Here is a 12,827-nt window from a genome sequence, read left to right as displayed (position 1 = left end):
CCGCGAAAAATAGAAGTTTCTAAAATTCTTTCGGAAATCCTAGCGTCTCATTGTCGTCTGGGGAGATGATGCCTGCGACATAGTAATCGCGCGATGGCTGGAGGGTCGTTGATGCTCCCCGTATCGTCACTCTTCTGGGCTATGCGCGTTATGTCGCCATTCACCCTGGGGGCGTACGTAAGTTCCTTTGCCCGGAATGGTGCGAATCAGAGATTCATCTTTCATGATGCGCAGGACCTTCTGGATCGTCGTCCTGGCGACACCGAACTCCTGCTCCAGCTGAGTAAGGCTGGGGATGACGGATCTTTCCCGATATTCACCATTTTCTATGCGCGTCCGAAGGGTGCTGTAGAGCTGCTCCCAGATTGTGCGATCTTCGTCCCACTCCATGATCCGTACCGTAGAGGGCTGCACTTTGCCCTACTTAACCCGCTCAAGCTCTACCCTGCTCAACTGTGGTGCACCAGGGTAGAGCCTGGTGCACATCCAATCTGTGTCCGGTAAAACGAACCCGTCCGGCGCTGCAACGACCGGACGGGTCCTTGATCAGGAAGTGAGTCCTGACCCGTGAACAACCCTAGTGCTCCGGTCCTCGACCGGAGTGTGGTGAGCGGCTGCGGCTGTTTCGCCGATGTACCGCCGTTGCCGATGGGGTGTGCCGCCTGCGGGCACGCTCCCTACGCGCACGGTTGCCCCGGCTGGCCCGCCGATCACGAGTACGCGCAGCCCTCGGGCGCCTTGATGGACGTCCGTCTGGAGGCCCGTCGTACGGGGAACCGCTCCATGCCCTGCTTCGAGCCGCTCGCCGCCGTATGCCCCGCCGAGGTGATCCTCTCGGTGCCCACCCAGCGGTCCGCAGAGCAGGAGCAGGCCGAGGTCCGGGCCGCGGGGGACGTCACGTCGGCGACCGTTCGGCGCCTTTCCCGACAGGGGCGGGGACGTATCCGGGCCGTACCGGCGTCGTCACCGCGCCGGGTGCACTGCCTTCGTCGTCCGGGGCTTCCGTCTGGGGCCGCACCGAACCGGCACGCCCGGCGGACCTGGCCGACCCGGCCAAACCGTTCACCTCGGCCCGGCACAGGGCGGCTTCACGAGACCTGTCCAACCCACCGACTCCGGCCAGGCACCGGGCGGCCTCGCGTGCTCGACCCGAACGAGCCCTGCCCGCCCCGGCCACCCTCGCCCTTCGACCCTGAGCACCACCTCGGGCGAACGGCCACCCCCACCCCGTGCCGCGCGGCGGCGCTCACCCCGTCTCCGTACCGGCCGCCCGGCCCGTACGGCTCACCCCTCCGTGTTCTCGCCCGTTCCACAAAGCGGGCCCGTCCACCGCTACCAACGTCCGGACGGGCCCTTGATCGGATGGAGGTCCAATCAATGAACGATGGTAGGTCCAGTGCCCCCGAACCGGCCATCCCCGGCTGGCGGCTGATCCTCAGTGACGCCGGACGGCTGTGGGCCAGTCGCGAGGAGCCCTTCTCGTCGATCGCGTTCCACGCCGGAGCCGAACGGACCGTCGACGCCGACACCCTCGACGCCCTCCAGGCCGAGACCGAACGGCAGGAGGGCATCGCGAGGAAGGCCCAGGAGCAGGCCGCGGGATGGGGGATCTCGTGATCCGCCGCCTTCCGAGCAGGCGGGTCTCCGCTCGCGGGCGTCACCGTGACGGCGTGGTCGCCGTCGCCGTCCCCCGCTACACCTGGGACCACCAGGCGCGCGCGGAGGCGGCGCTGCTGCAGGTCACCTGGCCGGGCTGGGCCGTGCTGTACGGCACCGGCAGCCGACTCTTCCACGCCATCGCCACCTGGCCCACCCCGGAACCGGTGCTGCTCTGCGACCGGACCGTCGAGGGCCTGAAGTCCCAGATGCGCGAGGCCGAGATGACCGCGATCGTCCAGCGCTGGGCGATCACCGAGACGACCGACCGCCCCTGAGCGGGTACGGCGGCCAGGGCCGGGAAAGGCCCCGGCCGCCGTACCCTCGTCGGCCGCCGTGAGGCCCCCGCGCGAGAGTCGATCGTGACGAAGCAGCGTCGTCGGGAGACCTCACCTCGTCCGGGAGCCGATCATGATGGAGCAGTGTCGTCAGGAGAGATCTCCGTGCCGGGGGCGGTCATGATGGAGGGCCGTCGGGAGAAGCTCATCCCGCGCGGGGGCCGATCGTGATGGAGAGCCGCCCGCCGGCCTGGGCAGAGGCGAGCTCGGTGGCCTGGGCCGTTGTGGTGGCCAGCACGACGAGCGCACCCCGCTCCGACTCCCCACCCGGGGTGGCGAGGACCGTGACGTCCTCGGCCACGACGCTCGCCGGGGCGGTGCCCTCCCACGCCGAGGTCGCGGCGAGCACGTTCACCACGTCACCCGGCGAGAGCAGGCGCGCGGTCTCGGGATCGGTGACCCGTACGGGAGTGGCGACCGTTCCCCGGCCGTGGGCGGCGAGCAGGCCGGGGCCGAGCAGGCGGACGTCCGTCAGCGGCTCCCCTCGCCTCGCGGGACCTGTCAGGACCTTGCCCGCGAACGGCGTGCCGGGCCTCAGGACGCCGTCGGGGGCCGTACCGGGTCTCAGCGGAGCCGGTATCAGGTCGGCCACCCCCAGCACGCCTCCGGACAGATCCCTCGCGGCGACCAGGACGGTCACCGAGGCGGTGTCCTGGCGCAGCGCGAGGATGGCACAGCCCATCGCCGAAGCGGCGACGAGGGTCGCGATGAGACGGTGACGACGGCCGAGGAAGCGGCGCAGAGCGCGCATGGCTGACTCCAGGGATGGGGAGTCGGGCGGCGCGGTGCCCGCGATGGGTGGTGGGATCACTCCGCGAAGTGACGGAGTGACGGAGTGGCGGTGGAGCAAGGCCAGGCCGCTGCGGCCCGGCGCGACTACGGCCAGGCCGCCACGGCACAGCCCGGCCGCTACAGAAAACGGTCAGCCCGGAAGCTCGAAGGGGAGCTTGAGGCCGTCCAGGACGTCGGGACACGGGCAGGTGCGTTTTTCCGGGAGTGCGGCCACGACGTCGCCGATGAGAGAACGCATGCGGCCGACGTTGGTGGCGAAGAAGGAGAGGACCTCCTCGTGGGTGACCCCCTCGCCCGCCTCGACCCCGGCGTCGTGGTCGGTGACGAGGGAGAGCGTGGTGTAGCAGAGGGCGAGCTCGCGGGCGAGGATCGCCTCGGGGAAGCCGGTCATGCCGACGATCGACCAGCCGTTGCCGCTGAACCAGCGGGACTCGGCGCGGGTCGAGAAGCGCGGGCCCTCGATGACGACCAGGGTGCCGCCGTCGACGGTCTCCCAGCCCTCGGCGGAACGCGCGGTGGAGATGGCCGCCGCACGGCCCAGGGGACAGTAGGGGTCGGCGAAGGAGACGTGGACGACGCCGCCCGCGTCGTAGTAGGTCTGCGGGCGGCCGATGGTGCGGTCGACGAGCTGGTCGGGAACGACCAGGGCGCCGGGACCGATCTCGGCGCGCAGGGAGCCGACCGCGCTGGGGGCGAGGACCTGGCGGACGCCGAGGGAACGCAGCGCCCACAGATTCGCCCGGTAGGGGATGCGGTGGGGTGGGAAGCGGTGGTCGCGACCGTGGCGGGGCACGAAGGCGACCGAACGCCCTCCGATGCGGCCGACGGTGACGACGTCGCTGGGCGGGCCGTACGGCGTGGTGATCTCGACTTCTGTGGCGTCGTCGAGCAGGGAGTAGAAACCAGAGCCGCCGATGACCCCGATGTCCGCGCGAGTGACCATGAAGCTGAGGCTAGCGCCACGAACCGACCGCTGAGGACCCCCGATGACGGCCTGTGGATAACCGAGTTCGCCGGGTAATCATCGGGGGTTGACGAGGCTGAGGGGGTTGAGGGCGGGGAGGGGGTGAAGGAGCTGGGGACAGGGGCAAGAGGGCTGGGGAACGGCTCCGGGCGCGCGGCTCAGGAGGCCGCGGCGGCCGTGCTGCTCGCGGCCTTCGCGGGCTTGGAGTCCGACGAGGTCGAGGAGCTCGACGACGAGGACGACGAAGAAGACGAGGACGAGCTCGACGAGTCGGAGGACTTCGAGGAGCCGGAGTCGGAGGAGCCCGAGGCGCTCGACGAGCCGTTCGCGGAGGCCACGGTGCTCGACGACGACGACCGGCTGTCGGTCCGGTAGAAGCCCGAGCCCTTGAAGACGATGCCGACCGCGGAGAACACCTTGCGCAGGTCGCCCGCGCAGCTCGGGCACTCGGTGAGAGCATCGTCGGAGAACTTCTGGACGATTTCGAACTGGTTGTTACAAGCGGTGCAGGCGTACTGGTAGGTGGGCACGCTCTCCTCCTCGTGTGATCCGCGCCGATTGGCACTCTAGTGGCGCGACTGCTAATGGTATGCAGCTGACAAGCTTAAACGCGAGCCGGGGTCCTCGCATTCCGTAGCCACATTCCGATCGGATGAGGCCGTGGCGAGGGCGAATCCCCTGCTCAGAGGGCCTGCGAGGGCGTCACGTCCCCTTCTCGCCGTACCATCCGGCGAGCTTGCCCCTGCGGCTGATCGCGCGCATCCGGCGCTCGACCACGTCCCGGCAGGCGGCCGTGGCGACGACGAGAAGCTGATCGTCGACCCTGATCCTCGTGGAGTCGGAGGGGACGAACGAACGGCCTTCCCGCACGATCAACGTCACCTGGGCGTCCCTGGGCAGCCGCAGCTCGAAGATCTCCACGCCCTGCAGCTTGGACGTCGGCGGCACCTTGACCTGGAGCAGGTCGGCGTTGAGCTCCTCCAGCGGCGCCGACTCGACCTCCAGGTCGCGGGCCTCCTCCGGCCTGGTCAGCTTGAGGAGTTTCGCCACGAACGGCAGCGTCGGCCCCTGCAGCAGGGTGTAGACGATGACGATCACGAAGACCTCGTTGAACACGAACTTGGCGGTGCCGTCGGGAACGGAGTCGGCCGCCCACGGGATGGTCGCGAGCACGATGGGCACCGCACCGCGCAGTCCCGCCCACGACAGGAACGCCTGCTCACGCCAGCCCAGCCGGTCGATGCCTAGCAGCCGGGTCAGCAGCGCGGAGACGATGATCGACGCGGGGCGGGCCACCGCGACCAGGATCAGCCCGGCCACCAGGCCGGGTACGAGCGAGGACGGCATCTCGGAAGGGCTGGCCAGCATCCCGAGCATCACGAACAGGCCGATCTGGGCGAGCCAGGCCACGCCCTCGGCGAAGCCCCGCGAGGCCGCGCGGTGCGGCATCTGCGAGTTGCCCATGACCAGCGCCGCGAGGTAGATCGCGAGGAAGCCGCTGCCGTGCAGCAGCACGGCCCCCCCGTAGGCGACGAACGCGAGCGCGAGCACCGCGATGGGGTACAGGCCCGAGACGGGCAGCGCGATGCGGCGCAGCGCGTACGCGCCGAGCGGGGCGACCGCGAGGCCGACGGCGGCACCCACCGCCAGCTCGAAGAACACGTCGAACAGCGCCACCCCCAGGCTGGGAGAGGCGGCGGTGCTCAGCAGCATGACGGCGATCACGGTGGGGGCGTCGTTGAAGCCGGACTCGGCCTCCAGGATGCCCGCGAGGCGCGGCGGCAGGGGCAGGCGGCGCAGTACGGAGAAGACGGCGGCGGCGTCGGTGGAGGCGAGGATCGCGCCGAGCAGGAACGCGGTCCGCCAGTCCATGCCGAGGATGAGGTGCACCGGGACCGCGACGGCCGCGATGCTCACCCCCACGCCGACGGTGGCGAGCACCAGGGAGGTGGGGATGGCGTCCTTGACGTGGCTCCAGGTGGTGGTCAGACCACCTTCGGCCAGGATGATCGCGAGCGCGATCATGCCTATCTGCTGCGCGAGCCGCGGGTCCTCGAACTGCAACCCGAACCCGGCCTCGCCGACGATCAGCCCGAAGCCGAGGAAGATGAGGAGGCTGGGCAGTCCGCTCCGGTGGGCGACCCGCACCGCGACGATGGCCGCGATGACGATCCCGGCGCCGAGAAGCAGCCAGACGTCCAGTCCCATCTGGCCCCCTCTCTCACTCCGGGGACCATTGTGTCGTATTCGCAAAGGCCGTCACGACCAGGTGGCGGACGCCTCCCGGCACGTTCCGGCGCCTTCTATCCCGTACCCGGCGGGGGTTTCGCAGGTCGATCCCGTCGGGGCACTTCGCTCGGGCTTCTGAGGGAGTCCGGGCGGCTGAGCGATAGGTCACACTCCGGCGGCGGCGGTCCTGAAGATTCCCGAGGGGGTCACGGCGTAGCGGACCGGGACGTCGTGGGGCTCGGCGGGCACCCCCTCGAAAGCGCCGCCGAGAGTGCTGTCGAAACCACTGTCGAGAGCGTCGTTGGAACCACTGTCGCGAGCACCGCCGAGCAGCTCGCCCTCGTGGAGCAGCGCCACCGTCGGCACGTTCGGGCCGACCCTGGCCAGCGCGCGGTCGTAGGAGCCTCCGCCCCTGCCCAGCCGTACGCCGGTGGAGACGTCCACCGCGAGCGCGGGCACGATCACCAGGGCCGCGGTCCTTATGGCGTCGACCCCGCGCCTGGTGTCGACCGGTTCCATGATCCCGAAACGGCCGGGGGCGAGGGTGTCCGGGCCGTCGTACACCGCCCAGTCGAGATCGTCGTCGTCGCGGAGCACGGGCAGGATCACGGTCGCGCCGTGTTTCCACAGGGCGAAGACGAGCCCGTGCGTCGCGGGCTCTGTCCCGATCGACCAGTAGCACGCGACCAGTCCGGCCATCTGGACCCAGGGACGGTCCAGCAGGGACTCCCTGATCTGGACGGAGGCCGCATGCCGCTGCTCGTCGGACATCGAGGCGCGTGCCCCCTCGATTGTGGTACGCAGCGTCTGCTTGTCCACAGGTCCCTCCACTATGGTTTTGGTTATGGCCGACTTCGAAGCTGTGACGAAAGCCGTCGTTCCCGCAGCGGGTATGGGCACCCGTTTTCTCCCGGCGACCAAGGCGACGCCCAAGGAGATGTTGCCCATCGTCGACAAGCCCGCGATCCAGTATGTCGTTGAGGAAGCCGTCTCCGCCGGGCTGCTCGACGTCCTCATGGTCACCGGGAAGAACAAGCGTTCCATCGAGGATCACTTCGACCGGGCCCACGAGCTCGAGGAGATCCTGGAGGCCAAGGGAGACGACGAGCGACTCTCCCAGGTGAGAGAGCCCGCCGACCTGGCCATCCTCCACTACGTACGGCAGGGCAAGCCACGCGGCCTCGGCCACGCGGTCCTGTGCGCCAAGCAGCACGTGGGCGACCACCCCTTCGCCTGCCTGCTCGGCGACGACCTCATCGACCCCCGAGACGAACTCCTCAAGCGCATGATCGAGGTGCGCGGCACGTACGGCGGCAGCGTGATCGCTCTCATGGAGGTCCCCCAGGAGCAGGTCTCCCTGTACGGCTGCGCGGCCATCGAAGCCACCGGCGAGGACGACGTGGTCAGGGTGACCGACCTGGTGGAGAAGCCCCCGGTGGACGAGGCACCGTCCAACTGGGCCGTCATCGGCCGGTACGTGATCGACCCGGCCGTCTTCGAAGTCCTGGAGAACACCCCGCCGGGACGCGGCAACGAGATCCAGCTCACCGACGCCCTGCGGACCCTCGCCGGGCGCGGCACCGACCAGGGCGGCCCGGTGCACGGCGTGCTGTTCAGGGGCCGCCGCTACGACACCGGTAACAAGATCGACTACCTGCGTACGGTGGTGCAGTTCGCCGCCGAACGCCCTGACCTGGCGCCGGAGTTCATGCCCTGGCTCAAGGAGTTCCTGGCCTCGCGATGAGCTCCATGAAATCAGTCGACGACCACCTTTCCGACATCCTGGGCACCGTGCGGGTGCTCGCCCCGCTGGAGTTGGAGCTGGAACGGGCACAGGGCACCACGCTGGCCGAAGAGGTCACGGCCCCGATCCCGTTGCCCCCCTTCGACAACTCCGCGATGGACGGCTACGCCGTGCGGGCCGAGGACGTCGCGGACGCCCCGGTGACGCTCCCGGTGATCGACGACATCGCGGCCGGAGACGGCCGAGTACAGGCGATCGGCCCCGGCATGGTCATGCGGATCATGACCGGGGCCCCGATGCCCGCCGGGGCCGACGCGGTGGTCCCGGTCGAGTGGACCGACGGCGGCACCGCGCAGGTCACGATCAGCCGCCCCGCCGAGAAGGGGAACGCCGTCCGCAGGTCCGGGGAGGACGTGCGGGCCGGTGACGTCGTCCTGCCCGAGGGCACTCCGATCGGGCCCGCCCAGCTCGGGGTGCTCGCCGGTGTCGGCCGCCGCAGGGTTCTCGTACGACCACGCCCGAGGGTGGTCGTGATCTCCACGGGGGCCGAGCTGGTCGAGCCCGGCCTGCCCCTGGGAGACGGCCAGATCTGGGAGTCCAACAGCTTCACCCTCGTCGCCGCCGTCCGCGAGGCGGGCGGCGAGGGCTACCGGGCGGGGATCGTCGGCGACGACGCCGCCGGCTTCCTCGACCAGCTCGACGCGCAACTCCTGCGGGCCGACCTCGTGATCACCAGCGGCGGCGTCTCGATGGGGGCGTACGAGCCCGTCAAGGAGGCGCTCGGCCCGCTCGGCACGGTCCGTTTCGAGCGGGTCGCGATGCAGCCGGGCATGCCCCAGGGCTTCGGCGTGGTCGGCGAGGACCGGATACCGATCTTCGCGCTGCCCGGTAACCCGGTCTCGTCGTTCGTGTCGTTCATGCTGTTCGTCCGGCCCGCGCTGCGCAAGATGAACGGCCTGCCCGACGAGCCCACGCCGACCGTACGGGCGGTCACCACGAGCCCGATCCGCTCACCCGCCGGCAGGCGCTCCTACCTGCGCGGCGTGCTCGGGCGCGACGCTACGGTCGGCCCGGTGCGCGGGCAGGGCTCCCACCAGCTCGCCGCCCTCGCCGCGGCCAACGCGCTGATCGTGGTGCCCGAGGACGTCACCGAGCTCCCCGAGGGCGCGGACGTGGAGGTCATCCCCCTGTGAACGAGCGGGAGCGGAGCCTTTGAACAAGCAGGACCGTGAAGGTCACCTCTCCCCGAACGAGCGGGACTGGAGCCTTTGAACGAGCAGGACCGTGAAGGTTGCCTCTCCCCGAACGAGCGGGAGCGGAGCCTACGAACGAGCGGGGAGCGGAGCGAAGTGACCGGATTCACCCACATCGACGAGACCGGCGCGGCGCGCATGGTGGACGTCTCGGCCAAGGACGTCTCCGTTCGTACGGCGACCGCGACCGGCAGGGTGCTGCTCTCCGCCGAAGCCGTGGCGCTGCTGCGCTCCGGCGAGGTCCCCAAGGGCGACGCGCTCGGCACCGCGCGGATCGCCGGGATCATGGGTGCCAAGCGAACCCCCGACCTGATCCCGCTCTGTCACCCCATCGCGCTGCACGGGGTGAAGGTCGAGCTGACCGTGGCCGACGACGGCGTGGAGATCGTGGCGCGGGTCAAGACCGCCGACCGTACCGGCGTCGAGATGGAGGCGCTGACCGCGGTCTCCGTCGCCGCGCTCACCCTGATCGACATGGTGAAGGCGGTCGACCCGGCGGCCGTGATCACCGATGTCCGCGTCGAGGAGAAGACCGGCGGCAAGACGGGGATCTGGACCCGCCCCTGAGACCGGACCCCCGAGATCCTGGGAGAATGAGCCCATGAGAGCTCTGGTGATCACCGCCTCCAACCGGGCCGCCGCGGGGACGTACGAGGACACCTCGGGGAAGCTGCTCGCCGAGCTGCTTACGGCGGCCGGATGCGACGTGGACGGCCCGAGGGTGGTCCCCGACGGCGATCCGGTCGAGGCGGCGCTGCGCTCGGGGGTCGCCGAGGGGTACGACGTGATCGTCACCACCGGCGGCACCGGCCTGACCCCCGCGGACCTCACCCCGGAGATGACCCGGCGGGTGATCGAGAGGGAGGTCCCGGGCATCGCCGAGGCCATCCGTCACGTCAACCGGGACAAGGTGCCTACCTCGATCCTGTCCCGCGGGCTCGCCGGGCAGGCCGGCGGCACGTTGATCGTCAACCTGCCGGGCTCCTCGGGAGGGGTACGCGACGGTATGGGGGTGCTGTCTCCCGTGCTCAGGCACGCCGTGGACCAGATCAGGGGCGGAGACCACCCCCGCTGACCCGTCTGCCCGGCTCACATGGCACGACGGGCACTCTTGGGGGGATGATGGAGGGCGTGGATCGACTTCGTGGCTGGCCGGTGACCCTGACGGAAGGCCCGGTAGGACTTCGGCCGCTGCGACTGCGGGACGTACGCGTCTGGCGGGAGTCGCGGCTGCGCAACGCGAACTGGCTTCGCCCCTGGGAGCCGAGCAACCCGGAAACCCCCCTCTTCAAGACCGGTCTCGGTCCCTACGTCTCCATGGCCGGAACCCTGCGCAGGGAGGCCAGGCAGGGGCTCGCACTGCCGTGGGTCGTCACCTACGAGGGCGCCTTCGCAGGACAGCTCACGGTGGGCGCCATTGTCTGGGGTTCGGCCAGATCGGCCCAGATCGGCTACTGGGTGGACGGCGCGCTCGCCGGTCGCGGGATCATCCCCACCGCGGTCGCGCTCGCCGTCGACCACTGCTTCTTCACCACCGGGTTGCATCGTGTCGAGGCCAATATCCGCCCAGAGAATCATGCAAGCCGCAGAGTGGTTGAAAAGCTAGGTTTTAGGGAAGAAGGGGTCAGACGTCGACACTTGCATATTGATGGCGCCTGGCGCGACCACATCTGCTACGCGCTCACGGTCGAGGACGCGCCAAGAGGGCTGCTCGTACGGTGGCGACGGGACCGTGAGGCAGCCGCCCACGGGGGCACTCCCCACGAAGAGGTTTGAAGATCTCGCGACACACCGCATCGAATGCTCGTCAAATAGTGACACGCGGTCTTACGGTGCGTGACATGAGCAGATTGAGGACGCCGGGAGACCACCCCTGTCCTCACGCTGCCCGGAGGTGGTCGTGAGCAGCGGTGTCGTCCTCTATCTGGCCATTGTCGTCATGTGGCTGTGCGTGCTCGTGCCCATGTGGCTGCACCGCGACCGCAACACCCTCCCCGAGACCCACAAGGACGCCGAGCCGTACGCCTACGACGAGCGGGTGATCGACGAGGACTCCGCCGAGACCCTCGCCGAGCCCCTGCCCGTCCCCTCCGCAGCCTCGTCCTCTCCGCCTCCTTCGTCCTTGGAGGGGGATGACGCCGCGTCGTCCGGTGCCGGGGAGGTGCGCGGCGCCGGGGAAGCCCCTGCGGGCGTCCAGGCCGCGTCGGAGCCCGCGGCCTCCGGGACCTCCGCGGCCTCCGGGGTCGCGGCGACGCCCGCCGGACCCTCGGCAGGTAAGCCCGCGACCGGCAGGGCCGCCACCGGTGGCGTTCTCTCCGAGCGTCGCCGTGCGGAGCTTCGCCGCAGGGGCAAGCAGGTGGCCAAGCGCAGGCGCCTCACGCTCTGGTGCGTGCTGCTCCTGCTCGCCTCCGTGGTGACGGCCGCCGTCCAGATCATCCCCTGGTGGGGCGTGGCGCCCTCAGTGGTGCTCCTGGGGATCTACATGGCCATCCTCAGGGTCACGGTCCAGATCGACGCCGAGCGGCGCGTAGCCATCGCTCAGGCCCACGCGGAACGTGCCAAGCGCGCCCGCCGCCGCGCCGCCCTGCTGGAGGCCCAGCGCCCCGTGGCCGAGATCATCGACCTCGCCGCGCTCCGCGACGAACTCTTCGACCAGTACGCGGAGACACCCCGCCGCGCGGTCGGCGACTGACCCGCGCTCCGGATGGCGCGAGTGCCCTTGGAAGTTTGCTAATCTAGTCCACGTCTTGGGGATGTAGCGCAGTCCGGTAGCGCACTTCGTTCGCATCGAAGGGGTCAGGGGTTCGAATCCCCTCATCTCCACCAGGTCAGAGGCCACTTCCGAGAGATCGGGAGTGGCCTTCTGCGTTGCTGGGTGACCAACTGAGTGACTATGGGTTGGGGAGGCGCCGCCCAGGCAGTGAACGGAGTCAGGCTTTTGGCTCAGCTGTGTGGCGGCCGCCTCGTCAGGTGTAGGAACTCAAGTCCCACCTCCGCACAATCGCCGTCACCGGTGACGGCGATTGGTTGATCGTTTACCTGGCCGACCGCGGCTACTGGGTCGATGGGGTCGATTCCTGGTTCGCCAGTTCGCCGAGGAGTTCATGCGTGGTCAGGTCCCACACCCGCACGATCTTGTCATAGCCGCCGGTGAGGGCGATCGGTAGGCCGTTGACCTGCCCGACCGCTACCGCATGAACGGCCTCTATGCGGCCGGTCGTCAACGCGCCGCTGGGTACGCGCGTGGTCAGATCCCAGACTCGCCCGTCGTCGCTGGTGACGGCGACCGGTCGGCCGTTCACGTGTCCGACCGCCACCGCCCAGACCGTGTGAGTGTAGTCATCCTTGGCGTGCTCGGCCATCGGCTCGCCGACGGGTTCGCGTGTGGTCAGGTCCCACACGCGCACGGTGTTGTCTCGGCCGCCGGTGACGGCGACCGGCTGACCTTTCACCTGCCCGACCGCCACCGCATGGATGAGGTCGGTGTGGCCGGTCATCGGTTTGCCGATGGGTTTGCGTGTGGTCAGGTCCCATATCCGTACGGTGTTGTCGTAGCCGCCGGTGACGGCGATCGGTCGGCCGTCGACCTCGCTGATCGCCACCGCGTGGATGGCTTCGGTGTGGCCGGTCATCGGCTCGCCGATGGGTTTGTACGTGGTCAGGTCCCACACTCGCACGGTGTTGTCGTAGCCACCGGTGACGGCGACCGGCTGACCTTTCATCTGCCCGACCGCCACCGCTTGGATGGCTTCGGTGTGGCCGGTCATCGGTTTGCCGATGGGTTTGCGTGTGGTCAGGTCCCATATCCGTACGGTGTTGTCGTAGCCGCCGGTGACGGCGATCGGTCGTCC

At 69.6% G+C, this 12,827-nt stretch carries 16 protein-coding genes and 1 tRNA gene; 9 read left to right on the top strand and 8 right to left on the bottom strand.

The genetic code is table 11. The features are described from left to right. Positions 1-126 precede the first annotated feature (126 nt). Positions 127-390: a GntR family transcriptional regulator gene (locus tag ABT352_RS15770; protein ID WP_350945535.1), complete on the bottom strand. Its 264-nt coding sequence runs from the start codon at positions 388-390 to the stop codon at positions 127-129. Between the two features lie 320 nt (positions 391-710). Further along, positions 711-899: a hypothetical protein gene (locus ABT352_RS15765; RefSeq protein ID WP_350945534.1), complete on the bottom strand. Its 189-nt coding sequence runs from the start codon at positions 897-899 to the stop codon at positions 711-713. A 478-nt stretch (positions 900-1,377) separates the two neighbouring features. On the opposite strand from ABT352_RS15765, the gene ABT352_RS15760 reads away from it, so the two are divergent. Then, the gene (locus ABT352_RS15760) at positions 1,378-1,617 is read left to right on the top strand and encodes a hypothetical protein (RefSeq protein WP_350945533.1); all 240 of its coding nucleotides are present in this window, start codon (positions 1,378-1,380) and stop codon (positions 1,615-1,617) included. After that, entirely contained in the window at positions 1,602-1,934 is a 333-nt protein-coding gene (locus tag ABT352_RS15755) for a hypothetical protein (protein ID WP_350945532.1), read from the top strand. The genes ABT352_RS15760 and ABT352_RS15755 overlap by 16 nt, the downstream gene beginning before the upstream one ends. Before the next feature lie 205 nt (positions 1,935-2,139). Here the strand turns inward: ABT352_RS15755 and ABT352_RS15750 are convergent, their stop codons facing one another. The 5 genes from ABT352_RS15750 to ABT352_RS15730 form a co-directional block, all read right to left on the bottom strand. Then, the gene (locus ABT352_RS15750; RefSeq protein ID WP_350945531.1) at positions 2,140-2,745 is read right to left on the bottom strand and encodes a CpaB family protein; all 606 of its coding nucleotides are present in this window, start codon (positions 2,743-2,745) and stop codon (positions 2,140-2,142) included. 171 nt (positions 2,746-2,916) lie between these two features. Next, on the bottom strand, positions 2,917-3,729 hold the full coding sequence (locus ABT352_RS15745) for an S-methyl-5'-thioadenosine phosphorylase (RefSeq protein ID WP_350945530.1): 813 nt from the start codon (positions 3,727-3,729) through the stop codon (positions 2,917-2,919). Positions 3,730-3,908: 179 nt separating this feature from the next. Then, positions 3,909-4,280, bottom strand: a complete 372-nt coding sequence (locus ABT352_RS15740) for an FmdB family zinc ribbon protein (protein ID WP_350945529.1) — start codon at positions 4,278-4,280, stop codon at positions 3,909-3,911. A 172-nt stretch (positions 4,281-4,452) separates the two neighbouring features. After that, a complete protein-coding gene (locus tag ABT352_RS15735) occupies positions 4,453-5,958 on the bottom strand; it encodes a potassium/proton antiporter (RefSeq protein WP_350945528.1) in 1,506 nt (501 codons plus the stop codon). 186 nt (positions 5,959-6,144) lie between these two features. Then, complete coding sequence (locus tag ABT352_RS15730) at positions 6,145-6,798, bottom strand: 5-formyltetrahydrofolate cyclo-ligase (RefSeq protein WP_350945527.1); 654 nt, start codon at positions 6,796-6,798, stop codon at positions 6,145-6,147. A 25-nt stretch (positions 6,799-6,823) separates the two neighbouring features. Between ABT352_RS15730 and galU the strand changes: the two genes are divergently transcribed. From galU to ABT352_RS15695, 7 genes are all read left to right on the top strand, one after another. Beyond that, entirely contained in the window at positions 6,824-7,723 is a 900-nt protein-coding gene (gene galU, locus ABT352_RS15725; RefSeq protein WP_350945526.1) for a UTP--glucose-1-phosphate uridylyltransferase GalU, read from the top strand. A 5-nt stretch (positions 7,724-7,728) separates the two neighbouring features. Beyond that, positions 7,729-8,916 carry a molybdotransferase-like divisome protein Glp gene (glp, locus tag ABT352_RS15720; RefSeq protein ID WP_350945525.1) on the top strand — a complete coding sequence of 396 codons (1,188 nt, stop codon included), beginning with the start codon at positions 7,729-7,731 and terminating at the stop codon, positions 8,914-8,916. A gap of 156 nt (positions 8,917-9,072) precedes the next feature. Beyond that, positions 9,073-9,543, top strand: a complete 471-nt coding sequence (gene moaC, locus ABT352_RS15715; RefSeq protein WP_350945524.1) for a cyclic pyranopterin monophosphate synthase MoaC — start codon at positions 9,073-9,075, stop codon at positions 9,541-9,543. Positions 9,544-9,577: 34 nt separating this feature from the next. Further along, positions 9,578-10,051, top strand: coding sequence for a MogA/MoaB family molybdenum cofactor biosynthesis protein (locus tag ABT352_RS15710; protein ID WP_350945523.1), 474 nt, complete (start codon positions 9,578-9,580; stop codon positions 10,049-10,051). Between the two features lie 47 nt (positions 10,052-10,098). Continuing rightward, positions 10,099-10,752 (top strand): GNAT family N-acetyltransferase, encoded by a 654-nt coding sequence (locus tag ABT352_RS15705; RefSeq protein WP_350945798.1) that lies wholly within the window; start codon positions 10,099-10,101, stop codon positions 10,750-10,752. 124 nt (positions 10,753-10,876) lie between these two features. Continuing rightward, the gene (sepX, locus tag ABT352_RS15700; protein WP_350945522.1) at positions 10,877-11,668 is read left to right on the top strand and encodes a divisome protein SepX/GlpR; all 792 of its coding nucleotides are present in this window, start codon (positions 10,877-10,879) and stop codon (positions 11,666-11,668) included. Between the two features lie 57 nt (positions 11,669-11,725). Next, positions 11,726-11,802 (top strand) — tRNA-Ala (locus ABT352_RS15695). Between the two features lie 227 nt (positions 11,803-12,029). Here the strand turns inward: ABT352_RS15695 and ABT352_RS15690 are convergent. Continuing rightward, positions 12,030-12,827: WD40 repeat domain-containing protein (locus ABT352_RS15690; RefSeq protein ID WP_350945521.1), on the bottom strand; the 798-nt coding region annotated here is incomplete at its 5' end.

Source organism: Streptosporangium sp. NPDC000563 (assembly GCF_040299985.1).
Classification (GTDB): Bacteria; Actinomycetota; Actinomycetes; order Streptosporangiales; family Streptosporangiaceae; genus Streptosporangium.
The sequence above is the reverse complement of the archived record's forward strand: the minus strand, read 5'-3'. Positions and strand labels throughout refer to the sequence as shown.

What these genes read in the sequence shown, in the direction of transcription:
- ABT352_RS15770 (WP_350945535.1), bottom strand. Translation starts at nt 390, where the DNA reads ATGGAGTGGGACGAAGATCGCACAATCTGGGAGCAGCTCTACAGCACC.
- ABT352_RS15760 (WP_350945533.1), top strand. Translation starts at nt 1,378, where the DNA reads ATGAACGATGGTAGGTCCAGTGCCCCCGAACCGGCCATCCCCGGCTGG.
- ABT352_RS15755 (WP_350945532.1), top strand. Translation starts at nt 1,602, where the DNA reads ATGGGGGATCTCGTGATCCGCCGCCTTCCGAGCAGGCGGGTCTCCGCT.
- ABT352_RS15750 (WP_350945531.1), bottom strand. Translation starts at nt 2,745, where the DNA reads ATGCGCGCTCTGCGCCGCTTCCTCGGCCGTCGTCACCGTCTCATCGCG.
- ABT352_RS15745 (WP_350945530.1), bottom strand. Translation starts at nt 3,729, where the DNA reads ATGGTCACTCGCGCGGACATCGGGGTCATCGGCGGCTCTGGTTTCTAC.
- ABT352_RS15735 (WP_350945528.1), bottom strand. Translation starts at nt 5,958, where the DNA reads ATGGGACTGGACGTCTGGCTGCTTCTCGGCGCCGGGATCGTCATCGCG.
- galU (WP_350945526.1), top strand. Translation starts at nt 6,824, where the DNA reads ATGGCCGACTTCGAAGCTGTGACGAAAGCCGTCGTTCCCGCAGCGGGT.
- glp (WP_350945525.1), top strand. Translation starts at nt 7,729, where the DNA reads ATGAAATCAGTCGACGACCACCTTTCCGACATCCTGGGCACCGTGCGG.
- ABT352_RS15710 (WP_350945523.1), top strand. Translation starts at nt 9,578, where the DNA reads ATGAGAGCTCTGGTGATCACCGCCTCCAACCGGGCCGCCGCGGGGACG.
- ABT352_RS15705 (WP_350945798.1), top strand. Translation starts at nt 10,099, where the DNA reads ATGGAGGGCGTGGATCGACTTCGTGGCTGGCCGGTGACCCTGACGGAA.